Source organism: Stenotrophomonas sp. PI_27 (assembly GCF_027854495.1).
Taxonomy (GTDB): domain Bacteria; phylum Pseudomonadota; class Gammaproteobacteria; order Xanthomonadales; family Xanthomonadaceae; genus Stenotrophomonas; species Stenotrophomonas pavanii.
This window is the reverse complement of sequence record NZ_JAJNOF010000018.1, coordinates 19,685-42,465: the sequence shown is the minus strand read 5'-3', so window position 1 is coordinate 42,465 and position 22,781 is coordinate 19,685. Positions and strand designations below refer to the sequence as shown.

Annotated in this window: 19 protein-coding genes; 7 read left to right on the top strand and 12 right to left on the bottom strand. The window is 67.0% G+C overall.

What is annotated here, in order from left to right; all coding sequences use genetic code 11:
• Positions 1 to 26: 26 nt before the first annotated feature.
• The 3 genes from LRM18_RS18540 to yidA form a co-directional block, all read right to left on the bottom strand.
• Positions 27 to 416, bottom strand: coding sequence for a hypothetical protein (locus tag LRM18_RS18540; RefSeq protein WP_064239426.1), 390 nt, complete (start codon positions 414 to 416; stop codon positions 27 to 29).
• 178 nt (positions 417 to 594) lie between these two features.
• On the bottom strand, positions 595 to 2,913 hold the full coding sequence (locus LRM18_RS18535; protein ID WP_270955239.1) for a TonB-dependent receptor: 2,319 nt from the start codon (positions 2,911 to 2,913) through the stop codon (positions 595 to 597).
• Between the two features lie 381 nt (positions 2,914 to 3,294).
• Entirely contained in the window at positions 3,295 to 4,128 is an 834-nt protein-coding gene (gene yidA / locus LRM18_RS18530; protein WP_270955238.1) for a sugar-phosphatase, read from the bottom strand.
• A 149-nt stretch (positions 4,129 to 4,277) separates the two neighbouring features.
• On the opposite strand from yidA, the gene LRM18_RS18525 reads away from it, so the two are divergent.
• Positions 4,278 to 4,928, top strand: a complete 651-nt coding sequence (locus tag LRM18_RS18525) for an exopolysaccharide biosynthesis protein (RefSeq protein WP_270955237.1) — start codon at positions 4,278 to 4,280, stop codon at positions 4,926 to 4,928.
• A gap of 147 nt (positions 4,929 to 5,075) precedes the next feature.
• Here LRM18_RS18525 and LRM18_RS18520 read toward each other — a convergent pair whose 3' ends face one another.
• Together LRM18_RS18520 and LRM18_RS18515 are read right to left on the bottom strand one after the other, a co-directional pair.
• Positions 5,076 to 6,386 carry a sorbosone dehydrogenase family protein gene (locus LRM18_RS18520; protein ID WP_270955236.1) on the bottom strand — a complete coding sequence of 437 codons (1,311 nt, stop codon included), beginning with the start codon at positions 6,384 to 6,386 and terminating at the stop codon, positions 5,076 to 5,078.
• On the bottom strand, positions 6,379 to 6,819 hold the full coding sequence (locus tag LRM18_RS18515) for a DUF2231 domain-containing protein (protein ID WP_041863928.1): 441 nt from the start codon (positions 6,817 to 6,819) through the stop codon (positions 6,379 to 6,381). The genes LRM18_RS18520 and LRM18_RS18515 overlap by 8 nt, the downstream gene beginning before the upstream one ends.
• A gap of 305 nt (positions 6,820 to 7,124) precedes the next feature.
• Here LRM18_RS18515 and LRM18_RS18510 point away from each other — a divergent pair, with 305 nt between their 5' ends.
• On the top strand, positions 7,125 to 8,891 hold the full coding sequence (locus LRM18_RS18510) for a S8 family serine peptidase (protein ID WP_049460503.1): 1,767 nt from the start codon (positions 7,125 to 7,127) through the stop codon (positions 8,889 to 8,891).
• Complete coding sequence (locus LRM18_RS18505) at positions 8,891 to 9,469, top strand: DNA breaking-rejoining protein (protein ID WP_336297094.1); 579 nt, start codon at positions 8,891 to 8,893, stop codon at positions 9,467 to 9,469. Before LRM18_RS18510 ends, LRM18_RS18505 begins: the two co-directional genes overlap by 1 nt.
• A gap of 160 nt (positions 9,470 to 9,629) precedes the next feature.
• Here LRM18_RS18505 and LRM18_RS18500 read toward each other — a convergent pair whose 3' ends face one another.
• On the bottom strand, positions 9,630 to 10,928 hold the full coding sequence (locus tag LRM18_RS18500; protein ID WP_270955234.1) for an aminotransferase class V-fold PLP-dependent enzyme: 1,299 nt from the start codon (positions 10,926 to 10,928) through the stop codon (positions 9,630 to 9,632).
• Positions 10,928 to 13,330, bottom strand: coding sequence for a TonB-dependent receptor (locus LRM18_RS18495; RefSeq protein WP_270955233.1), 2,403 nt, complete (start codon positions 13,328 to 13,330; stop codon positions 10,928 to 10,930). The genes LRM18_RS18500 and LRM18_RS18495 overlap by 1 nt, the downstream gene beginning before the upstream one ends.
• Before the next feature lie 200 nt (positions 13,331 to 13,530).
• On the opposite strand from LRM18_RS18495, the gene LRM18_RS18490 reads away from it, so the two are divergent.
• The 3 genes from LRM18_RS18490 to LRM18_RS18480 are packed head-to-tail and all read left to right on the top strand — an operon-like array spanning position 13,531 to position 16,177.
• Complete coding sequence (locus LRM18_RS18490; RefSeq protein ID WP_154331341.1) at positions 13,531 to 14,358, top strand: AraC family transcriptional regulator; 828 nt, start codon at positions 13,531 to 13,533, stop codon at positions 14,356 to 14,358.
• A gap of 13 nt (positions 14,359 to 14,371) precedes the next feature.
• Positions 14,372 to 15,451, top strand: coding sequence for an alpha/beta hydrolase (locus LRM18_RS18485; protein WP_270955232.1), 1,080 nt, complete (start codon positions 14,372 to 14,374; stop codon positions 15,449 to 15,451).
• A 54-nt stretch (positions 15,452 to 15,505) separates the two neighbouring features.
• The gene (locus LRM18_RS18480) at positions 15,506 to 16,177 is read left to right on the top strand and encodes a VOC family protein (protein WP_270955231.1); all 672 of its coding nucleotides are present in this window, start codon (positions 15,506 to 15,508) and stop codon (positions 16,175 to 16,177) included.
• A gap of 406 nt (positions 16,178 to 16,583) precedes the next feature.
• On the opposite strand, the gene LRM18_RS18475 is transcribed toward LRM18_RS18480, so the two are convergent.
• The 3 genes from LRM18_RS18475 to LRM18_RS18465 form a co-directional block, all read right to left on the bottom strand.
• Positions 16,584 to 18,308, bottom strand: a complete 1,725-nt coding sequence (locus tag LRM18_RS18475; protein WP_270955230.1) for a peptidoglycan-binding protein — start codon at positions 18,306 to 18,308, stop codon at positions 16,584 to 16,586.
• Between the two features lie 122 nt (positions 18,309 to 18,430).
• Positions 18,431 to 18,832: a hypothetical protein gene (locus LRM18_RS18470; protein WP_005420055.1), complete on the bottom strand. Its 402-nt coding sequence runs from the start codon at positions 18,830 to 18,832 to the stop codon at positions 18,431 to 18,433.
• Positions 18,833 to 19,058: 226 nt separating this feature from the next.
• Complete coding sequence (locus LRM18_RS18465) at positions 19,059 to 19,583, bottom strand: hypothetical protein (RefSeq protein WP_270955229.1); 525 nt, start codon at positions 19,581 to 19,583, stop codon at positions 19,059 to 19,061.
• 238 nt (positions 19,584 to 19,821) lie between these two features.
• Between LRM18_RS18465 and LRM18_RS18460 the strand changes: the two genes are divergently transcribed.
• Positions 19,822 to 20,415 carry a YiiX/YebB-like N1pC/P60 family cysteine hydrolase gene (locus LRM18_RS18460; protein ID WP_270955255.1) on the top strand — a complete coding sequence of 198 codons (594 nt, stop codon included), beginning with the start codon at positions 19,822 to 19,824 and terminating at the stop codon, positions 20,413 to 20,415.
• A 53-nt stretch (positions 20,416 to 20,468) separates the two neighbouring features.
• On the opposite strand, the gene LRM18_RS18455 is transcribed toward LRM18_RS18460, so the two are convergent.
• Both LRM18_RS18455 and LRM18_RS18450 read right to left on the bottom strand, forming a co-directional pair.
• Positions 20,469 to 20,633 carry a hypothetical protein gene (locus LRM18_RS18455; protein ID WP_005414774.1) on the bottom strand — a complete coding sequence of 55 codons (165 nt, stop codon included), beginning with the start codon at positions 20,631 to 20,633 and terminating at the stop codon, positions 20,469 to 20,471.
• Positions 20,634 to 20,905: 272 nt separating this feature from the next.
• A complete protein-coding gene (locus LRM18_RS18450) occupies positions 20,906 to 22,330 on the bottom strand; it encodes a TIGR00366 family protein (protein WP_270955228.1) in 1,425 nt (474 codons plus the stop codon).
• Positions 22,331 to 22,781 lie beyond the last annotated feature (451 nt).

The following is a 22,781-nucleotide window of genomic DNA, read 5'->3' as shown; positions in this document are numbered from 1 at the left end:
ACGCGTGTCGATTCCTGGCCAGTGATTCACTTTCCCGGCGTGGGCGCTTGTCGCCGGACGGCAACGGACGCCATGCGGCGGCTGACAAGGCCGAAGAGGTCCTGCAGTTCGGCTGCGCGCTCGGGCGTGCTGTTGCTACCGAAAAGCACACGCGCCAGCGCGGCTTCACGGGTGTCATGCGGGAACCGCAGGCGGTCCCGGTACACCTTCTGGCACACCAGCCAGGCCCGGCGCAGCCCACCGCCGGGCAGCGGGCGGACCACGCGTTCGTAGACCTGCCAGAACTGGTATTCGCCCTGCAAGTCGATCGCCGGCGCCACGGAAAGCGCCTGCCGCGGCCGTCGTGGGCCGCCGATGCCGAGCAATCGGGTTGGCGGGGTGTGCTGTGCCATGCCAACAGGATGACCCAGCAACATTGTGGGAACCTTGCGTCGCTGCCAGAAAACCCCTGTTGTTTGCGCAAGGCGGGGTTCTAGGCGGGTTTTGGGGGTCAGAGCCCTTTGCTGCGCAAAAGGGGTCTGACCCCGATCATGGGATGGCTGCGGGGTCGGATCCCTTTGCGCAGCAAAGGGCTCTGACCCCACCCTCGCCGCCTCAGAACGCCATCGAGGTGCTGAACATCAGCTGCCGTGGCGCGCTGCGCTGCAGGGTCTGGTAATCCCCCGAGAACGACGAGCCGGCGATGGTGGCGGTGCCGATGTTGTGGCGGTTGAACAGGTTGCTCACGTCCAGCCGCAGCTCCAGGCCGGGCACGGCGCTGTCGGCACCGAAGCGGTAGGCGGCATAGGTATTGACCTGCCAGAACGTCGGCACGCGGATGTCGTTCTCGTAGGTGAAGGGCTGGCGCAGGTACGAGGTACTGGTGGCCCCCAAACGCCAGTCACCGAAGTGCGCGGACAGGTCGCTGACCAGCGAGATCTGCGGGTAGCCCGGCTGGGCGTTGCCCTTGATCGGGTACACCGTGTCGCCCACCACGAAATCGCTGTCGTAGTACGAACGGGCCACGGCCACGCCCTGGTAGAACTGCAGGTGCTCAGTCAGGTCGGCGGTGATGCCGAGGTCGGCGCCGATCACGTGCATCTTCGGCATCAGCCGCACGGTGTTGATCTGTGCGAACTGGGTGCCGATGGCGGCCGACAGCAGGCGGTTGCGGATGTCGTTGTAGAACACGTCGCCGGTGATCGTCAGCCGGTCGACGCGATGCGAGGCGCCCACGGTCAGGTTCCAGTTCTTCTCCGGGCGCAGCGTGCCGGCCACCCGGTCGAACTCTTCCTGATCGGTGATGGTCCAGGCCGAGGCGGTGTAGCCGATGTTGCCGCGCTGGGCGACCCGATAGCCGTTCATGGTATTGGCCAGGTCGATGAAGGCATCGGTGGATTCGGTCGGGCTCCAGAACAGCGAGACATGCGGCAGGAAGTTGCTCTTCGCGCGCAGCGTGCCGTTCACCGGCCGGTCCTTGGCGTCACCGAGCCCACCTCCACTGGTGCGGAAGTCCACGGCCTTGAAGCCAACGCCCAGCTTCAGCGTGTCGTTCAACACGATGTCGTCCTGCAGGTAGAACTGGCGCGAGCGGGTCATCCAGCTCGATGCGTTGTCGGTCTTGAACGCGGGGCCGTACACATCGAACGGGCCGATGGCCTTCAGCGGCGGGCCCTCGCCCAGCAGCGGCTGCTGGTACCACTCGGTCTTGGCCGCGGCTTTGCTCTTCTCCTGCCAGAAACCGGCGGTGACGGTGTGCGCGCCCGCCTCGAACTGCAGGTTGAGCATGCCGCCCAGCCGGTTGAGGCGCGGGGTCTGCACCTGTTCGGAGAACGGCGCGCCGTTGGGCGATGGCACGTTCGGGTCGGTGAGCGTGGCCTGGGTGTGGCTGTTGGCGTTGTACAGCTGCACGTTGCCGCTCAGCGCCGGGCTGATCTGGAAGCGATGGTTGATCGAGGACACCCGGTCGCGGGTGCTCTGGCCGGTGTCGTACGGAATCAGCCCGGACAGTTCACCACAGGTGTAGGCGCCGCAGGATTTGTCTGCGTTCTCCGGCGAGGCCACGTAATACGCCCACGCATAGTCCGGATAGAAGATGTCGGCTTTCCAGCCCAGCTTGCGGATCATGTCGAAGGAGATGTTGTTGTAGCCCCAGACCTGGGCCTTGCTGTCGGAGACGAACACGGTGAAATCGCCCCACGCCACATCCTGCTGCAGCTTCAGGTCACCGCGCAGGAAGTTCTGCGTGCCCTCACCCTGGTACTTGTCGGCGGACACGCGTTGCAGGTCGACCAGCACTTTCGGGCCATGCTCGCCGAGCTGGCCGCTCTGCCCGGATACGGTGGTGACCAACGTGCTGTTGCTGCCCACGCCCTGCTTCACGCGCAGGCTGGGCGTGTCCTGCAGGTCGCGCAGCCGGTATTCCAGGCTGCCGCCGTTGACGCTGCTGGAGAACACGCTGACCGGTGCGCCACCGGGGCTGACCGTGATCGCGCTGATGCCATCGGGCACGCCCACGTTCACCACACTGGTGCCGGTGAGCGAGAGGAAGCCGTTGTCGTTCAGCGGCACGCCTTCGAAGGTGATGCCCATTTCATTCATGCGGAAGCCGCGCACGAACAGGCTGGTGGCCGAGATATCCAGGCCCAGCCCGTCGGTGGCGGTGTAGCTGGCGCCCGGTACCTGCTTCAGCATGGCCAGGCCGTTGTTGCCGGTGACCATCGCGTCGAGGTCTTCGGCCTTGATGATGTAGCGGTTGGGACCGACCACCTGGGTCGGTGCCACGGCGGCGCCGCGCGGCGTGGCGATGACCTGCAGGGCGTTGAGCGTGGTGGGCGTGTCGAGCGCGGCGTCGTGCGTGTCTGCGGCGTACGCAGGTGCAGTGATGGCCGCGATGATGGCCAGGGCGAGGCGCGTCGTGGGTGGGGTGTTCATGGCAGTAGATCCAGGTGCAGGGAGAGAGCGGCGCAGGCGCACGCCCAGCGCGTTGCAGCACCGGTGTCGGCGCCCTGGGTGGCGATGCGGCTGCGTTGAAGGCTTGACGGCGCGGTGCGTGCCGGTCAGTGGCAGACGAAGACGATCATCTGCCGTGGGATTCGTTGGGGTGATTTCGACGTGCGGAATTCTTGCATCGCACTGCCGCATCCGCCATTGCACCGTGGTACAGCGCCAATAGCGGTGGGGATGGGTGGGTTATACGTGGGTATAGCCCCGGCGTGGTGGGGGCCGACCTTGGTCGGCGCTCGTGTGCCAACCGAGGTTGGCACCTACCGGGGCGGATGAGGTGGGCACCTACCAGGGCATAGGGACGCGCGGTTACTGCAGGACGAAACGCTCAATGGCGCGCGCCACGCCTTCGTCGGCATTGCTGCTGGTCTCAAACCGCGCCACCGCCTTCACCGCGTCGATGGCATTGCCCATCGCCACGCTGGTGCCGGCGTACTGCAGCATGGTCAGGTCGTTCTCCTGGTCGCCGATGGCCATCACGTTGGCGCGGTCGATGCCCAGGTGCTCGGCCAGTCTTTGCAGGCTCGGCCCCTTGCCCGCGCGGTGGTCGAACACTTCCAGGAAGAACGGTGCGCTTTTCAATACCGCGAAGCGCTCGGTCAGCGCGCCGGGCAGGCGCGCGATGGCAGCGTCCAGCACCTCGGGTTCGTCGATCATCATCAGCTTGATGAAGGACATCGACGGGTCCATGTCTTCCACGCGGCGATACGACAGTGGCATCCGCGAAAGATGCGAGTCGGCCACGGTGTAGTAGCTGATGTCCTGGTTGGGCGTATACATGCGCTGGCTGTCCAGCGCCTGGAAGTGCACGCCCAGGTCGCGGGCCACCTGCTCGCAGAACAGGAAGTCGTCGAAGCTGAGCGGATACGCGACCACGGTTTCGCGCGTGCCGATGCGCTGCACCAGGCCGCCATTGCAGGCGATGCAGTAGTCGTCGTTGCCGGTGATGCCGAGCTCGTGCAGGTACGGCGCCAGGCCCGGAACCGGGCGGCCACTGGTCAGCACGATGTGCACGCCCAGCGCCCGCGCCTGCGCGATGGCCTTCCGGGCGCGGGGGGTGAGCTGGTGCGACGGGTCCAGCAGCGTGCCATCCATGTCGATGGCGACCAGTTCGATGGTCGATTGCCTGCGGCCCATGTCCATTGCATTCAACTCGTGCGGGGCACGCCAGTTTACCCCCTCATGCCCGGTTCACCTCTTTGCCCACGTTGGCCGGGATACTCCAGGGGCCTGTGCGTCCCCCACCGCAGGACGGCCCGCTGACCGCCCTTCCCTGGAGAACCTTGCGACGCATGACCTACCGTGCCCCCGAAACCAATGACAGCGCGCCCCTGGCCCAGCAGATCGAGCAGATGATCGAGGAGCTGCCCGGCGACCAGGTGCGCGTCGGCACCCTGCTCAACGCGCTGGGCGATGAGGGCCTGCTGCTGATCGTGATCCTGCTCTCGGCCATCTTCATCATCCCGGTGTCGATTCCAGGGCTGAGCACTGTGTTTGGCGCCTCGATCCTGCTGATCGGCCTGAGCCGTGTGCGCGACCGCCCGCTGTGGGTGCCGCAGAAGCTGGCGCGCCGCGAGATCGCCACCGACAAGCTGAAGGCCAACCTGGGCCGTGCACTGAAGTGGGTGCACCGCATGGAGCGGCTGTCGCGGCCGATGCGGCTGGCGGTGATGGTGCGCTCGAAGAAGATGATGCGCCTCAACAACCTGATGCTGGTGTTTGCGACCCTGCTGTTGATGGCGCCGGCTGGGCCGATTCCCTTCAGCAACACGCTGCCGGCGTTGGCGCTGATGTCGTTTGCGATTGGCTTCATCCAGCGCGATGGTGCGGCGGTGGCAGCCGGCTACGGCTTCGTGGTGGCCACGGTGGTGTATTTCGGCGTGCTGCTGGGCGGCGTGGGGTTCGCCGCCGAATCGGTGTTCAGTGGGTTCCGGGCACGCTGAACCCGGTGGTTGAGCCGACGGGGTGGAGTCGACAGGGTAGAGTCGACTGCTCTTCGCTGCTCACAGGAAAAGCACGCGCTGCGCGCGCGAGTCGACTGACAGTCGACTCTACCGGATGTCCTTCGGCCATGGCTCAACGCTACACGGCTACTTGGCTGAGACCCGCCACACCACGTCGCCCACGTCGTCGGCCACCAGCAGTGCGCCCTCGGCATCCATGGCCATGCCGACCGGTGCGCCCATCAGGGTCTTCTCGTCCTTCGAGGTGAACCCGCTGACAACGGTCTGCGGCCGCCCGGTCGGCTTGCCGTCCTTGAACGGTACGTAGACCACTTCGTAGCCACTCAGTGGCGAGCGGTCCCAGCTGCCGTGTTCGCCGATGAAGGCGCCGCCGTGGTACTGCGCCGGCAGTGCCTGGCCGGTGTAGAACAGCAGGCCCAGCGGTGCCACGTGCGAGCCGATAGCGTAGTCCGGCACGATCGCCTTGGCCACCAGGTCCGGTCGCTGCGGCTGCACGCGCTCGTCCACGTGCTGGCCGTAGTAGCTGTAGGGCCAGCCGTAGAAGCCATCTTCCTTCACCGAGGTGAGGTAATCCGGCACCAGGTCGGCACCGATCTCATCACGCTCGTTGGCCACTGCCCACAGCTGGCCAGTGCTCGGCTCCCAGTCCAGCCCGGTCGGGTTGCGGATGCCCGACGCAAAGATGCGGCTGCCACGGGTGGCCACGTCCACTTCCAGCACGACCGCGCGGCGGTATTCAACGGCCAGGCCGTTCTCGGTGATGTTGCTGTTGGACCCCACGCCCACGTACAGCTTGCGGCCATCGCGGCTGGCCAGCAGTTCCTTGGTCCAGTGGTGGTTGATGGTGCTGGGCAGGTCGGTGAATTCGCGTCCCTTGTCGGACATGCGGGTTTCGCCGGGCACGTAGTGGTACTGCATGATGTTGCCGGTGTTGGCCACGTACAGCGTGTCGCCGATCAGCTGGATGCCGAACGGCGAGTGCAGGCTTTCGATGTAGACGTGCTGGGTCCAGGTGTTGGTGCCCGGCGAGCGGCGCAGCAGGGTGACCCGGTTGCCGCCCTTGCCGGCCTTGCCCGAGCGCGCCTTCACCTTGCCGGCAATCCACTGCTTGGGCGTGGTGACCGGCTCTTCGCCGGGGCCATTGCCTTCCACCACCAGTACATCGCCGTTGGGCAGGGTCAGCAGCCGGCGCGGGTGCTGCAGGTTGGCGGCGATGCGCTCGATCTTCAGGCCTTCGGCCACCGTGGGCGACTGGCCGTCGGCCCAGCCCACGCCCTTGGGCACCTGCATCGGCGGCATCAGGAAGTTGGCCGGCTTGGGCAGTGGCGGCTGCGGTCCCGACTGGTCGGCCGGATGGTACTCGGCCTTGCCGGCGCAGGCCGAGAGGGTGGCGGCCACTGCCAAGGCGGCCACGGTGTGCAGGATGTGCTTAGCCATGACGACCTCCCTGCAGCACTGGCGGCTGCAGCGACAGCAGGATCAGGCCCAGCGCGATCAGGGCCACGGTCAGCGCCGACAGAATCGTGCCCGGCACCGCAACGGCGTACGCATCACGGCTGTGCACGAAGGCGTTCCAGATGGCCAGCACCACGGCGACCAGGTTCAGGAAGAAGTCGATGCGGTCGATGCGGGTGGCCGTGCCGTTGCGGCGCCAGACCGCGAACAGGTTGATCAGGCGCGGCACGATGGCGATCAGCAGGCCGAACGTGATCAGCCAGGCGGCGGCCTTGCCCCACATTACCTCGGCGCTGTTGAGATAGATCGCGTCGAAGATCAGTGCGCCGACGAAGAAGCCGAAGGGTATCGGATTCAACAGGCTGAACAGCGTGGTGCCAAGGCCGCGATGGGCCTGGGCGAGCGGATTGACCATCATCGTACTCCGTGCGGAAGGGTGCACGGGCTGTAGTAGCACAGCCGGGTGTGAGGGCCGCGCCGAGACACGATGGATACACGCCCTGCTTGGATACAGGTGCCAGAAGGTTTGCCTCCCCATATGCCGACCGCAGCCGTCGTCATTGCCGCGCCTCATAAGTGTCTGTGACGAAATTCGCACTTCTGCATCTTTCGGGTGTGAAGAGGTAGGGGGTTCTTCGTTGTGTCGCGTTTGGCTCGTTGCGATGGGGCAGTTCCGCCCCGCCGTCCTGCCATGCCGATTCACAACAGAAGGATTCGTGTATGAAGCGACACACGCAACGCTCCGCGCCACCGCGCTCTGCGCGCCTGGCCCTTGCCACTGCCCTGGTGCTGGGCAGCCTGGCCGCCACCGCGCAGGCCCAACAGGCCGACCCGCTGGCGGGTATCCAGTGGCACCTGCTCAACACCGGGCAGACCGTCCCGGCCGACACCCGGCCGGTGGCGGGCAACGACCTGAACGTCGATGGCCTGTTCCGCAACGGCATCCGCGGCCAGGGCGTCACCATCGCCATCGTCGACGATGGCCTGCAGATCGCGCACCCGGACCTGGCCGCCAACGTGGCCGCGGTGGCCGGCAAGAACTTCACCAACGGCTCGAACAACCCCACCCCGACCAACCCGGATGTCGACAACCACGGCACCATGGTCGGCGGCATTGCGGGCGCGGTGGGCGCCAACAACCTGGGCGTGCGCGGTGTGGCCCCGGCGGCGACGCTGAAGGGCTTCAACCCGATTTCGCGCTCGGCCCTGGGCAACCAGCAGAGCAACATCGAGTACGCCTGGTGGGACGGCGCGGAATCGGCCGACGTGCAGGTCTTCAACAACAGCTGGGGCGCCGGCCCGGGCAATCCGAACCTGCCGTTGGCGTACAGCGAAAACACGATTCGTTCGTATGAGCAGGCCCTGTCGGGCACGCGCGGTGGCCGCGGCGGCATCTACGTGAAGTCGGCTGGCAACAACTTCAACAATGCCTCGATCAGCCAGACCCAGGATGTCTGCACCACCGACACCAAGAACCGCAACACCGGCTGCGTGCCGGCTGGCCGTGATCCGCGCAACAACCTGTTCAACGTGATCACCGTAGGCGCGGTGCGTGCCGATGGCGTGCGCTCGTCCTACTCCTCCACCGGCTCGGCGCTGTGGGTCTCGGCCTTTGGCGGTGAGTACGGCCTGCAGGCCCAGTACGCACCCGGCCTGGTGGCACGCGCGTACGACCCGGCCATCGTCACCACCGACGTGACCGGATGCGCGCAGGGCAGCAACACCAACACCAACCGCCAGAACACTCTGGACAGCAACCTGTCGGCCATCGACAGCACCTGCAACTACACCGCCAAGATGAACGGCACCTCGGCGTCGGCGCCGATGGTCTCGGGCGTGGCGGCGCTGGTGCTGGAAGCCAATCCGAACCTGTCCTATCGCGATGTGAAGTACATCCTGGCCACCACCGCCACCCGCAACCACCCGAACCAGCCGGCGGTGACGCTGGCCGACGGCCGCACGCTGGTGCCGGGCTGGACGGTGAATGCTGCCGGCCGTGCCTACAGCAACTGGTATGGCTTCGGCGTGGTCAACGCTGCACGCGCGGTGCAGGTGGCCGAGAACTTCCAGTCGCTCGGTGCGCTGGTCGACAGCGGCTGGCGCAACACCACGCGTACCGTGGCCATCGGCAACACCTCGGCCGCCGCCGCACGCCTGACCTTCCAGTTGGCCAACGGCGCGCGCAACATCGAAAGCGTGCAGCTGGGCTTCCGGGTCAACCACCGCAACACGCGCCAGCTGCAGTTCGTGCTGGTGTCGCCCAGCGGCACGCGCAGCGTGGTACAGCCGGCGTTCACCGCGATCGGTTCGGGCACGGGTGGCGCGCAGAGCAACTTCACCAGCTGGGACCTGCTGTCCAGCAATGCCTTCCTGGATGAGAACGCCACGGGCACCTGGACGCTGGAAGTGACCGACATGGGGCAGGCCGCGACCGCTGCATCGCGTGGCAACCTCGAATTCTTCAAGATCCGCGTTCTGGGGCACTGATGATGAAGACGACCATTCTGTTGAGCACGCTCGCCTTCGCGGCGATGACCTCCCCTGCCTGGGCACAGAGCTCGGGGCAGACCCCTCCGGCCAGGACCCTGTCGACCGTGGATGCGCAGGAACTGAAGGCGTCCGCTACCGGTCGCACGTTCGACGTGGGCGGTACGCGTTTCCAGCTGTCGCTCTCGGCAACGGTAAAGCAGGCCAGCGGCGGCCAGTTCACGATCACCCCGCAAGCGGCGGCGACCACCAGCGCGCGTACCAAGCGTTCGCTGGATGGCGCCACCGCCGCGCCGGCTGATGCCGGTGCCGGCAAGTTCGCGGCGGCGGTGTCCCGTGACGGCGCGCCAGTGGTGGCGACGTCGCGGGTCAAGGTGTTCTTCACCGACGCAGCATCGGCCCAGCGCGCGGCTACCGCCACCGGCGGCACCGTGGTGAAGGTGTCGAAGGCGTCGGGCCAGGCGATCGTGGAGTACCCGTCGGTGAACGCGGCGCTGGATGCGAGCACCAAGCTGCTGTCCACCGCCGGTATCCGCGCCACCGAGCCGGACGTGGTGCAGTGGGAAGAGACCAAGTAAGGCGTTGAGTGGTGCCCCGGCCGGCTGGCTCTCCTAGCCGGCTGGGGATTGGTGTGCCGAGGGGTAGGCCCCACCCGATCAGTAGTGCCGGCCGCTGGCCGGCAGCTGCTCGTGGGCGACGATCAGGTTGCCGGCCAGCGGCCGGCACTACCGTTTATGGTCAGGCCAGGGCGGAGAGTGCTGTCACCAACGCATCCATCTGCTCGGGCCGGGTGAACACCGACGGCGTCACCCGCACGCAGGCGCCGGAGTCCAACCCGTCGCGATGGGTGGTGAACACGCGATGCTCGTCCAGCAGGCGCTTCTGCAGCGCGATGTTGTCAGCCACGCTGGTGCGCCCGCGCAGGCGGAAGCTGGCCAATGCACTCGCCAGCGCCGGGTCCGGTGAAGACAGCACTTCGATGTGCGCCATCTGCCGCGCGGGCACCGTCCAGCGCTCGCGCAGGTAGCGCAGGCGCGCCTGCTTATTGGCCGCGCCGATGCGCTGGTGCAGCGCGATCGCTTCCGGCAGCGCCAGGTAAGCGGCGAAGTTGACCGTGCCGGTGTGCACACGGCTGCTTACGCGGCCGTCGTCGGTCTCGCCCATGTACGGGTCGAGGTCCGCAACGCGGCCCCTGCGCACGTACATCGCGCCGACGCCGACCGGCGCACCGATCCACTTGTGCAGGTTGATGCCGACGAAGTCGGCCTTGAGCTGCGGCACCGCGTAGTCGATCTGGCCGAACCCGTGCGCCGCATCGACGATCACGTCGATACCGCGTGCGCGAGCACGCTCGGCGATCTCCGCCACCGGCAACACCAGCCCATGGCGATGGCTGACCTGGGTCAGCAGCACCAGCTTCAGGCGTGGCAGCCGCGCGAACGCGGCCTCGTAGGCCTGCAGGATCTGCGCATGGTCGGGCACCACCGGCAGCGCAATGCGCTCGACCTGCACGCCACGGCGCTGCTGCAGCCAACGCATCGCGCCGATCATGCTGTCGTAGTCGATGTCGGCGTACAGCACCTGGTCGCCGGGCCGCAGGCGGTTGTAGCCACCGATCAGCGCCAGCATCGCCTCGGTGGCGCCTCGGGTCAGTGCGATCTCGTCGGCGCCCACGCCCAGCAGTTCGGCCACCTGCCGCTGCACCGCCATGTACTGCGCCGGGAACGCATGACGACCGTACCAGGCATTGCCACGGTTCACTTCAGCGGTATGGCGCTGGTAATTGGCCAGCGTTTCGCGCCCCATCGCGCCCCAGTAGCCATTCTCCAGTTGGTTCACTTCGTCGGTGATGTCGAAGTGGCTGGCCACGGCGGCCCAGTAGCTCTCATCGCGGGCCAGCACATCCGGTGCGGCCGAAGAAATGGGGATCTGCATGGACCCAGCGTAGCGCGCAGCGGCGGTGGCAGGCAGTGAAGACAGGGCGGCGGCCGGCAGCAGGGTGCCAGCACGCAGCAGGGAGCGGCGCGTGCGGTCCATCAGAAGCTCAGCCGATACTGCGCGTACAGATTGGCACCGTCGGTGTCATAGGGGGCGTTGCGCGAGTAGACCAGGCCGCGGCTGGCCTGGAAAGTCGCCTCGTCCGGATACCTGTCCAGCACATTGTCGGCACCTACGCGCAGGCTGTGATGTTCGTTGATGCGATAGCCGACGGCCAGGTCGAGGAAGCTCATCGCGCCGAAGCGCTGGTAGATGTCGCCCACTGCATTGCCGCTGGAATCGGTCCAGGCGCCGTAGTAGCGCACGCGCGCCATCAGCGACCATGCGCCCACGTCCCAGTTGCCGGTGAGGCTGCCCTTGTGCTCGGGCAGGCGGTCTTCGAACAGCACGCGCTGGGTCTCATTGGTGGCCACCGAGGTGCTGCCGTTGTCCACGCGGGTGCGGTTGTAGTTGTAGGCCAGGGTCAGCGTCATGCGGCCGGCGCCGAGGTCGCGCAGGTAGTTGCCGACCACGTCCACGCCGGTGGTGGAGGTGTCGAAGTCGTTGGTGAAGTAGTTCACCGAGGTGTAGCCCAGTGGATTGGGCGTACCGGCCGGAATGGCGAAACTGGCCGACTGGCTGAAGCGGTCGGTGAGCTTGATCTGGTAGACATCCACCGAGCCGGACAGGCCCAGGTCGGTGCGCCAGGTCAGGCCCAGCGACGCGGTACGCGATTCTTCCGGCTTCAGCGGCCTGGCGCCGAGCAGCTGCGCCAGCGGATCGTTCGGTGACAGGCGACCGCTGGTGAAGATCTGCAGCGTGCGCGTATCCAACCCCTGGGTGGTGCTGGTGGTGTTGAGCTGCGCCGGCGTCGGCGCGCGGAAGCCGCTGGACACGGTGCCGCGCAGGGCCAGGTCGGGCGTGATCGCGAAGCGCGCCGAGAGCTTGCCGTCCAGCGTGCTGCCGAAGCTGGAGAAGTCCTCGTAGCGGCTGGCCGCACCGATGCTCCAACGCTCGCCCAGCGGCACTTCCATGTCCACGTAGGCGGCCTTGCTGCGCTGGCTCCACTGCCCGGCCTGGCTGGCCGAGAAACCGGGCGCACCATTGGAATTGGCCTCCAGGCCTGCAGCCGCGCCCGGACCCACCGCGTACGAGGCCGGGTCACCGGCGCGCACCTGGTAGGTCTCCTGGCGGAACTCGCCACCGAAGGCGACGTTGATCGGCTTGGACAGCGCAGCCACGTCCCATTCGTAGTTGAAGTCGGCGTTGGCGTTCTTCTCGGTCTGGGTCAGGCGGCCGAGGTCGAATGCGGTCGGGCTGGCCGGGCCCAGCGAGGCATTGATCGAGTTCTTCAGGCGGTAGTCGATGGCATTGCGGCCATACGACGCGCTGGCATCCCAGCGCAGCTTGGGCGTGATCTCGCCACGCAGGCCGCCGACCAGCTGCAGGTCGTTCTGCACGTTGCCGTACTGCGGGCTGAAGCCCACCGGATAGATCGAACGCAGGTTCCAGCCTGGGAAAATGGCGGTGGTGCGGTAGGCACCGGTGGTGGTGTCCGGGTTGCGCCAGTTGAAATCGCTGACGCCATCGCTGTGGCTGTACAGGCCGAACGCATACAGCTCCAGCGTCTCGCTGGCGTTGGCCTTGACGTTGAAGCCGACGCGGCGGCTTTCCAGTTCCGGCTGGCCCCAGCGCTGCACCGGGTTGGGCACGTCCAGCTCGGGATGCGCAGCCTGGAAGGCGATCGCGTCCGGGCGCTGGCGGGTGCGCGAGGTGGCATCGGAGTTGGACGATTCGGCGAACAACACCAGGCTGCCGTAGTCGCCCAGCGACCAGCCGGTGCGCGCACTGAAGTCGCGCGACGCACCGTCACCCTGCGCGTACTGAGAATAACCGGCGGTGATCTCGGTGCCCGGACCATCCTCGAGGATGATGTTGATGACACCGGCGATGGCGTCCGAGCCGTACTGCGCCGACGCACCATCACGCAGCACCTCGATGCGCTTGATCGCACTGGTGGGAATCTGTGCCAGATCAGCGGCCTGCGCACCGCGGTTGCCGAGCAGCGCGCTGCGGTGGAAGCGGCGACCGTTGACCAGCACCAGGGTCTGGTCCGGCGACAGGCCACGCAGCGTGGCCGGACGCACGAACACCTGGCCGTCCGCCATCGGCAGGCGCTGCACCACGAACGATGGCACCAGCTGCGCCAGCACGTCCTTCAGGTCGGTGGATTCAACGGACCTGATGTCTTCCTTGCTGAACACATCCACCGGCGCCAGCGTTTCGAACTGGGTGCGGTTGGACGCGCGCGTACCGGTGACCAGCAGCGCGTCGAGCTGGGTGGGCGCGGCGCGGCTGCCGCCGGCGGCATCGACCGCATCGGCCTCCGCTGCGATCGCGCCTCCTGCGCTGGCCATGGAAAGGGCAAGGAGGATGGAACGCGAAAGCTTCGAACGATGCACGGCAGGGCTCCGGGAGGACGCGACAGGGCCAGCACCTGCGGGGGTAGCGCAGGCCTGGACAAGGCGCGCAGTCTCGGCGCGATCTGTGAAGGAGCCATGACGTCAGTGCGACAGCTTGATGCGGCACAGGCGCAAGAACTGCTAAACGCCGCGCCTGCCGATCCGCTACTGTGCCGGCATTGGATCCGGGGAAGGGCAGGATGAGCGCGGCAGGCAAAGCGTTGTGGTACATCGAAACCCATGCGGACCAGCCCTTGGCGCTGGCCGACATTGCCGCTGCGGCCGGCCTGTCGCCGTTTCATCTGTCACGCCTGTTCCAGGCCCGCACCGGCACCTCGGTGGTGCGCTACCTGCGTGGGCGCCGCCTGACCGCTGCCGCGCAGCGGTTGGCCAACGGCGCCGGCGACATCCTGCAGGTGGCGCTGGGGGCCGGCTACACCACCCATGCCGCCTTTACCCGGGCCTTCAGCGAACAGTTCGGGCAGACACCGGAACGGGTACGCGAACAGGGCACCGATGGGCTGGCGCTGGTGCAGGCGATCCGCCTGGACGAGGCCCCGTCAGCCTGCATTGAAGCCCCCCGGCTGCTCGATACGCCCGCGTTCCAGGTGGCAGGCGTCGGCATGCGGCATACCCGCGACAGCAGCGGCGCGATTCCGGGCCAATGGGCCCAGCTCAACCGCGAGTGGCCGACGCCGGCACCGGTCAGCTTCGGCGTGTGCTGCAACAGTGATGACGATGGTGGCTTCGACTACATTGCGGCACTGCCGGCAAGCACGGTGCCGAGCGTGCCTGCGCACTGGCGACGCGTGGACATCCCGGCGCGCCGCTACCTGGTGGCCTGGCACGGCGGACACATCTCGGCCATCCGCTCGACCTGGTTCTGGTTGCTGGATCATTATCTCCCTGCGTCCAACCTGAGCCTTGCCGATGCGCCGGACCTGGAGCGCTACGACGCCCGGTTCGACGAGCACAGCGGCCAGGGCGGCGTGGAAATCTGGCTGCCGGTCGAAGAACGCCCCCACTGACAAGGAGTTGAAGATGCGCATGACCGCTGCTGTGCTGGGAGGAATTCTGCTGGCGTTCGCGAGCGTCAGCGCCGCCCGCGAAAGCGGCGTCGCCGGCGAGCGCCACGGCACGACGGCGCTGGCCAGCGCCGCCGTGCGCGACGCAGGGCACCGCGACGCGCTGCGCTACACGGTCTGGTATCCGGCACCGGCCGGCAGCCGCGAAACCGCGCTGACCATCGGTCCACCCGACGCGCCGCTGTTCGACGTCGGCCGGTCGGCCAAGGATGCGCCGGTCGCGGGTAATCGCCTGCCGACCCTGCTGCTCTCGCATGGCAACGGCGGCAGCGCGCGCATGATGGGCTGGCTGGGCACGGCGCTGGCTCGGGCCGGGTATCTGGTGATTGCGGTGGATCATCCAGGCAACAACGGCGTTGACACCCTGACCCTGCCCGGCAGCCTTCTGACCTGGTTGCGCGCCGATGACCTGCGTGCCGCACTGGCGGCCGTGCAGGCTGATCCGGTGCTGGGCCCACATGTCGATCCTGAGCGCCTGGGGGTCGCCGGCTTCTCGGCCGGTGGCTACACCGCGCTGCTGACAGCCGGTGCGCGACCGGACCTGCAGCGATTGCGGGACTTCTGCACCGCATATCCGGATGACGGCGTCTGCCGGCCCCAACAGGAGGCGGCAACGCACACGATGGAGGCGCGCGTTGCCGCTGCGGCGTCGCCCGAGCTGTCGCCCTGGATGTCCCACGCCAACGACGCACGCGCCATTCCCGGCGTGCGCGCGGTGTTCCTGCTGGCGCCGGCAATCGTGCAGGCCTTTGCGCCCGAGCAGCTCTCCTCGCTGAAACAGCCGGTGTCGATCGTGCTGGGCCAGGCGGACACGGTCGCGCCACCACAGACCAATGGCGAGGCTGCGCGTGCGGTGATTGCGGGCGCTGTACTGCAGGTGCTGCCCGGTGTCGGCCATTACGATTTCCTCGCCGCATGCACCCCGGCCGGACAGCAGCGGCTGCAGGACCTGTGCAGCACGTCGGTGCCGAAGGCGCAGACCCACGCGCAGGCAGCGGACGCGGCAATACGGTTCTTCAACCATTCGCTGCGCTAGTGGCCGCCGGGCATGGCCCGGCGCTACAGTGGGCGCGTCCACGGAGGATCGATCATGCGCCTGCTGCACCTCACTCTGCCGGTATCCGACGTCGCTTCCGTGGCTACATATTTCCACGATGTGCTGCAGCAGCGCGTGGTCGGCAACCATGTGCACATCGGCTGGAGCACGATCGAACTGCAGCCGGCGGGGGGTCACTCCGTCGGTGGCGTGCACCTAGCCTTCAACGTACCGGACAACCGCTTCGGCGAGGCGATGGCCTGGTTGCGCGAACGTACTCCGCTGCAACGTAATCCTGAGGGCCTGGATTACTTTGCTCTGGAGAGCAGCTGGCAGTCGCAGTCGGTGTACTTCACCGGTCCCGATGGCCTGATCCTCGAATTGATCGGCCGCCGCCGTCTGCCGGTCAGCACGCGCGCAGGCGCCTTCCATGGCAGCGAGCTGACGTGCCTGAGCGAGGTCGGCCTGCCCAGCCACGATGTCGATGCGGTGCGCGAACAGTCCAGCCAGCGCTTCGGCCTGCAACCGATCAGCCCGCCTTCGCCGCAGTTCGCGCCGATGGGCGACGACGAGGGCCTGCTGATTGTGGTTGCGGCGGATCGACGGTGGTTCCCCGAGCAGAAAGACCTGCCCAATGCGCAGGGCGTGCAGCTGCAGGTGGGTGATGTGAGCGGTAGCGGCGAACTGCGTGATGCCGCGCTGGGCTGGCGGGTGTGGGCGACCTGAGCTACCAGCTGCCCGAAGCGCCGCCGCCGCCGCTGCGACCACCACCACCGGATCAGCCGCCGGAACTGCTCGAGGACGAGCTCGACGACGAGGTACTGGACGAGGAACGGTAGCCTTGGGACGACCCTCGCGTCAGGGCAACGACGGAATCGTCTGTGCGCCAATCCGCTGGCAACAGGTTGCATGCGGAGGAACCTTCCAAGGGCGGCAGCTGCTCGCCATCGATCAGCGCCACCAGCAGCTTGCTGCCGTCCAGCATGCCCTGGTCCAGGCTCCCTCGCGCAGGCGCAGCACGCTGTGCATCCTGCGAAGCGGCGTCCGTGGATGTCCTCCCCCATGAACGGAAAAAGCCGGCCGGATCGCTCCGGCCGGCCTCCTTTACCACACGCCTGTCAACACGCAGCGGTCAACGGCCCATGGCTACTCGCTGCTGCTCGTCCTGCACGTGTTGCTGCGAAGGCTCGTGCTTGGCCAGCATTGCAGCGCTGGTTTCCTGCAGGCTCGGTGCCGTCTGGGTCATGTCCACCGCAGTACGGAAGCCGGGAACGGTGCCCATGACGAAGGCCTTGCCATCCTGCACGGTGACGCCCTGCAGCTTTTCCGGCGAATCGATGCCGGCGGCCTTGGCCTGGGCGGTCACATGCGCGCTCATCTCGTTGCAGATCATGCCCGGCAGGTGGCCACGGATCGCATTATGCAGCGGCGTATCCGGATGCGCCTTGTCGCCCAGTTGCGGCCCCTTCGGCGCCGCCTCGGCTTGGCTGCGGCCTTCGGCCAGCTTGGCCAGCGTCGCCGGACCCGCCACGCCATCGGCGGAGAGCCCGTGCTGCTTCTGGTAGGCGGTCAAAGCGTCCTTGGTATTGGCACCGAATTTGCCATCCTCGCTCAGCCGGTTGCCATGGCCGTCGCGCACGCCCAAGCGGTTGAGTTCCTTCTGCAGTGCAGTCACTTCCTCGCCCTTGGCGCCCTGGCGCAGCACACCGTTGTGGTCGGCCTCATGCGAATGGCCACCCTTGCCGGTTTCCTTGAGCTTGCCGTGGTCCCAGAAGTCCTGCGGGCTGAGCAGCTTGCCGTGCGGATCCTTCAACTGGTAATGCACGTGCTGGGCATACTGCCCCGCACCGCCCGGGCCACGCCCGCCCATGGTGCCGATCGGCTCGCCCGCCTTGATCGGCTGGCCTTCCTTCACCTGGGTCGACTGCAGGTGCAGGATCTCGTGCGAGTTGCCCTGTGCATCCCTGATCTTCACCGTGCCGTAGTCGCCACCGACGAACGTCACCGTTCCGGAGATCGGTGCGTGGACGGTCGGGTGCTGCAGATTACGGCCGTGCTGGCCGCCGACATAGTTGAAGTCGGTGCCACCGTGCGGCTTGTGCGCGCGGTGTTCGCCGAACTCACCGGTAACGTGCGGCTTGACTCCGTTCTGCGGGGGCAGCATCACCTGCATCGTCTGCTCGAAGGTGCGGGTCTGGCCTTCGGCGTGCGCCGCTGCCGGCTTGGCCTGCGCATGCGTGGCCGCAGCTACGGCGGGGGCCGCGTGGCTGCCTTGGGACTGGCCGTGGGTCAGTCCCAGGCGCTGCTCCACGAACTGCTCGTACTTGTCCACGTACGGCATCACCTTCTTTTCAGACAGGTTGAGGCCGCCGTAATCGCGGGTCGGGCCGTCGTGGTGGTACTTGTAGATGTACTCCTCACCCTGGCCGCGCTTGTGCGCCAGCGTGCGGTTGTCGATGTAATGGTCAACCAGTGCATCGGACTGTGCGCCGACGTCGAAGCGGTTGCGGTTGTTGAGGTGGTAGTGGTTGCCGGTCTTGTCGATGAACTGGCCCAGGCCCGAGGCCGAGGTGGTGCCAGCGGCGGCATCGGGGTTGAAGCCCGATTCAACGCGGGCGATGGCCAGTACGTGCGCCGTTTCGCGCGGGGTCAGGCCCTTCTCGCGCGCCGACTCGATGATCGTGTCGATCACCCGTGACTGTACTTCCGGGGTCGCATCGCCCCACCGGCGGGAATTGCCATGCAGGCGGCCGTCACTCTGATCGATCGGCTCCCGGTAGTGGCTCCACGGTTTGATGCGGTCACTGCTGTAGGCCGCCCCGCGGGGCTGGACCATGTCCTGGTAGATGTCTGCCATGTCTGTGCTATCCATTCTATGAAAAGGGGGATTTCCTTAAGGGGTACTGCTCCTGGTACTTCGGGTACTGCGGTACTGCGGTGCTGTGTTCACAGCGCGCGTGCGACGTCCTGCCGCTGCGCTCAGTCTTCGATGTAGTTCACCTCCGGATGCTTGATGCCGAGCGAGTCGATCAACTTCTCGTACTCGTCGTTGTTGGGCTCCTGCTCCTCGCCTTCCGCGCCGCGCAGCGGCGGTGTGCTGTGGGTCAACTGGCGGCCACTGGCGTCGTACAGGTAGTACCACTCGCAGAAGCTGCAGCCGAACGGCAGTTCACCGTACTGCACGACGAAGTACGGCGTGCCGCTGCGGTCCTGCACGCAGGCCAGGCCAACGGCGGTATAGCCGTCCATCTCCTTGGGCGCAGCAATGGCCTGGCGTGCGCCGTCCTTTTCGATTTCCAGCGTGGTCAGCCGGGAAGCGTCCGTGTCTTGGGTGGGCTGGGCCGCCAGGTGCAGGCGGGTGCCTTGGCAATCGATATGCATGCCGGTCTCGTCGCGCGTAAGAGAGGTGGGAAGGTCCGCAACGGCAGCCGCAGGTGCGGCCGGCGCCGCTGCCGGGTCAGTGGATGCGGGGGTCGCCGCCGGTGCAGCCGCCTCAGGGCCGCTGCAGGCAGCAAGCATCAGGGCCAGCACGGGGGCAACGGGAGACAGACGCATGCGGTGCTCCTTGGGTGAATCACACGACCGCCCGCAAGCGGTCGCTCAGGGGTCAGATCGATTCGTCCTCACGCTTGACCAGCTGCCAGCACGGCCTCTGGGCAAAGGTGTAGACCTGCTGGTCGCTGGTATCGGGGGTGCGCATCTGCACCTGCACCTGGCCGTCGGGCAGGCGGGTGACCTGCATCTCGCGGCCCTGCCGCTGCAGCGTGGCCGGGTCCGGCATCACCGGCCATTCGACCTTGGCAAGCGGCACCTTCTTCTCCACCTTGCGTGGCTCCGGCTCGGCTTCGCCGTCGATGTGGCTGTCCAGCAGCGGATCGGCAGTGGACGTTTCCTGCAGCGCGATCTCGTTGCCGAAATGCTTGAGGAAGTCGTCGAAGACCGGATGGGGGCAGCTGGTAGAAGCGTCTGCCGGGGCCGCCGCAACCGGCGTGGCAGGCGCCGTGGCGGCGGCCGTGCTGGCCGGAGCCGGTGCGGCGGCGCCAGCGGGGGCCGCCTGGGGAGCAGGCTTGCAGCCCGACAGCGCAAGCCCCAGGGCAAGCGCAAGCAGGGCAACGGGGCGGAGCTGGTTCACGGGATCCTCCTGATTCCGGGTGGTCGCGCGCGGTTCCGGCGCGGTGGGGAGGCAAGGATAGCCATGCCTCCGTCAATTCAGTTTCAACATCCGCTGTCAGGAATATCCCGACATGCTGAATTGAGACTCATATCACACTAATGCTGAAATCAGCGTCACCGCGGCAGCCGGTAGACTACGCCGCACACGCTTCGACCCTGGCCCCATGCGCGGATTCCTGCTTGCCCTCTCGCTGTTGATGCCAATGCTGTGGCCTGGTGTTGTGGCCGCGCTGGAGGTCCGGGAAGGCGACCTGCTGTTCGTCACCGCCGGCCGCAGCGGCCTCAGCGCGGCCATCGACGATGCCACCGGCAAGCAGGGCGCACCCAGCTTCGATCACGTGGCCCTGGTCGCTGCGGCGCCAGACGGCTGGGAGGTACTGCATGCGGACGAGAAAGGATCGCGCCGGCAATCGCTGATCGAGTTCCGCCAGGACGCCCGGGCCAAGCAGCGGCAGATCGTGGTCTATCGCCTGCGCGCACCGCAGCAGGCCGCCATCAAGGATGCGGTCGCGACCGCACGCACGATGCTGGGCAAACCGTACAACACGTCATACGTAATGAACGAGGACAGCTACTACTGCTCGGACTTCATCGAGCGCGCGTTCCGTGCGCACCACGTGTTCGCGCTGCAGCCGATGAACTTCCGCAACCCGCAGACCGGTCAGATCGCCCAGCACTGGGTGGATCTGTACCGTGGCATGGGCATGGACGTGCCGCAGGACCAGCCCGGCACCAATCCCAATGACATGTCAGCGGCGCCGGTGCTGCAGCGCATCGGCGTGCTGGAATAAGCGAAGCCCCGCGCGCGGCGGGGCTTCGGGGTTACCCAGGGTGGGTACCGAAGTCACTCTTCCTCGTCCTGCCCACCTTGCTGCTGATTGCGCTGGTTGCGCTGCTGCTGTTCCTGCTGCTGTTGCTGCTGCTGGTCGCGGCCACGACCCTGCTGCTGATCCTGCTGGTTCTGCTGGCCCTGCTGCTTCTGGTTCGGGTTCTGGTTCTGCTGTGCCATGTCCGATCTCCAAAGCCACGCGCGGAATGCGGTGGACGGGGCCATCGTCTGCAGCGGTTGGTTAATCACGCGTGGGTGGGCGGCTACATTGGTGTGTACGCGCGTGAATGAACGCGCAGAAGCCCTTGCGGCACAAGCCACTGAAGGATTCATGCGGGTTCGGCATGTGCTCATGCCGCTATCCATGCCGCGCGCATTCATGGCGCGCGCCGTCGGAAACCCGCGCTGAACGGGGCTGGTTTCACGACGCTCGCAGTGATGCCAGCCCGCAGTCAGGGCATCACCGGCGGCACATACGCCAGGGTCATGCCCAGCAGCCACAGCAGGCCCAGTACCAGCGGGATGTGCACCAGCAACTGGATGAAGGTGAAGCCCACGATGTCGCGTGCCTTCAGCCCCAGCACGCCCAGCAGCGGCAGCATCCAGAACGGGTTGATCAGGTTCGGCAGCGCTTCGGCCGCGTTGTAGACCTGCACCGCCCAGCCCAGGTGCGCCTTCAGTTCGTTGGCGGCCTGCATCACGTACGGCGCCTCGATGATCCACTTGCCGCCACCGGACGGCACGAAGAAGCCCAGCACGGCCGAATAGACGCCCATCACCAGCGCGAACGAATCGGTGCTGGCCACGTGCACGAACAGGCTCGACAGCCGGTGCGCCAGGGTCTGCCCGTCACCGCCAGCGGCGTGGGTGAGGATCATCGCGATGCCGCCGTACAGCGGGAACTGGATCAGCACGCCGGTGGTACTCGGCACCGCCTTGGCCACCGCGTTGAGGAAGCTGCGCGGGCGCCAGTGCAGCAGCAGGCCCAACGAGATGAACAGGAAGTTGTAGGTATTGAGGTTGGCGATGGCGGTGATCACCGGCTTGTTGGCGAACTCGTTGAACAGCCAGCCGAACGCCAGCAGCGAGAGCAGCACGGTCAGCAACGGGCTGTACTCCAGCCATTCGCCCGGGCGCGTGCGTCGCTGCAGCGGCTCCGGCTCCGCCTGCGCGGCGCCGGGGAATTCCTCGGCAGTACGCGCACTGCCGGCGGCAGGCGCGGTCAGCCAGGCGATCAGCAGCGAGACCAGGATCAGCACCGCGGTCAGCGCGATCGACTGCCACAGGAAGATGGTTTCGGTGAACGGCAGCACGCCGGTGATCTCCACCAGCCCCGGCGGCATGCTGGCCGGATTGGCCTGCAGCTGCGCGGCCGAGGAACTCAGCCCCATGGCCCACACCGCGCCCAGGCCAAGATATGCCGACGCACCGGCCGCGCGGTAGTCCATGCGCAGTTCGGTGCGACGGGCCAGCGCGCGCACCAGCAGGCCACCGAACACCAGCGAAAAGCCCCAGCTGAGCAGCGAGGCCAGCATGCTGACCAGGCCCACGTACACCACCGCACCGCGACCGGTGCGCGGCACCCGGGCCAGGAAGTCGATGAAGCGCGCGACCACCGGCGCGGTGGCCACGGCGTAGCCACCGATGACCACGAAGGCCATCTGCATGGTGAAGGGAATCAGGCTCCAGAAGCCGTCACCGAAGGCGCTGGCAGTGGCCTGCGGGGTCGAGCCGAAACCCATCGCGGCCAGCGCGACGATGACCACGCCCAGCACCGCGAACACATACGCGTCGGGGAACCACTTTTCCGCCCAGGCGGCCGAGCGCAGCGCTGCGCGCGCCATCCAGCCGTCCTGTACTGCTGCCGTCGAGGCCATCGCCTACCCTCCCAGGTTCGATGGATCGATTCTGGGCGGTGGGGTGCAGGCTGTCAGCCACCTATTGGTCGTAGGTGACACAGAACGGTAGTGCCGGCCGCTGGCCGGCAATTTCCTGATCGGGATGGTCGTGCAGCCGGCCAGCGGCCGGCTCTACCATGCGCGGGAATCGTCGTAGCTGGCGGAGAACGGTAGTGCCGGCCGCTGGCCGGCAATTTCCCGATCGGGATGGTCGTGCAGCCTGCCAGCGGCCGGCTCTATCAGGCCCGGGAATCGCGGTAGCTGGCGGAGGACGGTAGTGCCGGCCGCTGGCCGGCAATTTCCCAATCGGGATGGTCGTGCAGCCGGCCAGCGGCCGGCTCTACCAGGCCCGGGAATCGTCGTAGCTGGCGGAGGACGGTAGTGCCGGCCGCTGGCCGGCAACCTCGGAATCACACACGGGTGCAGCCGG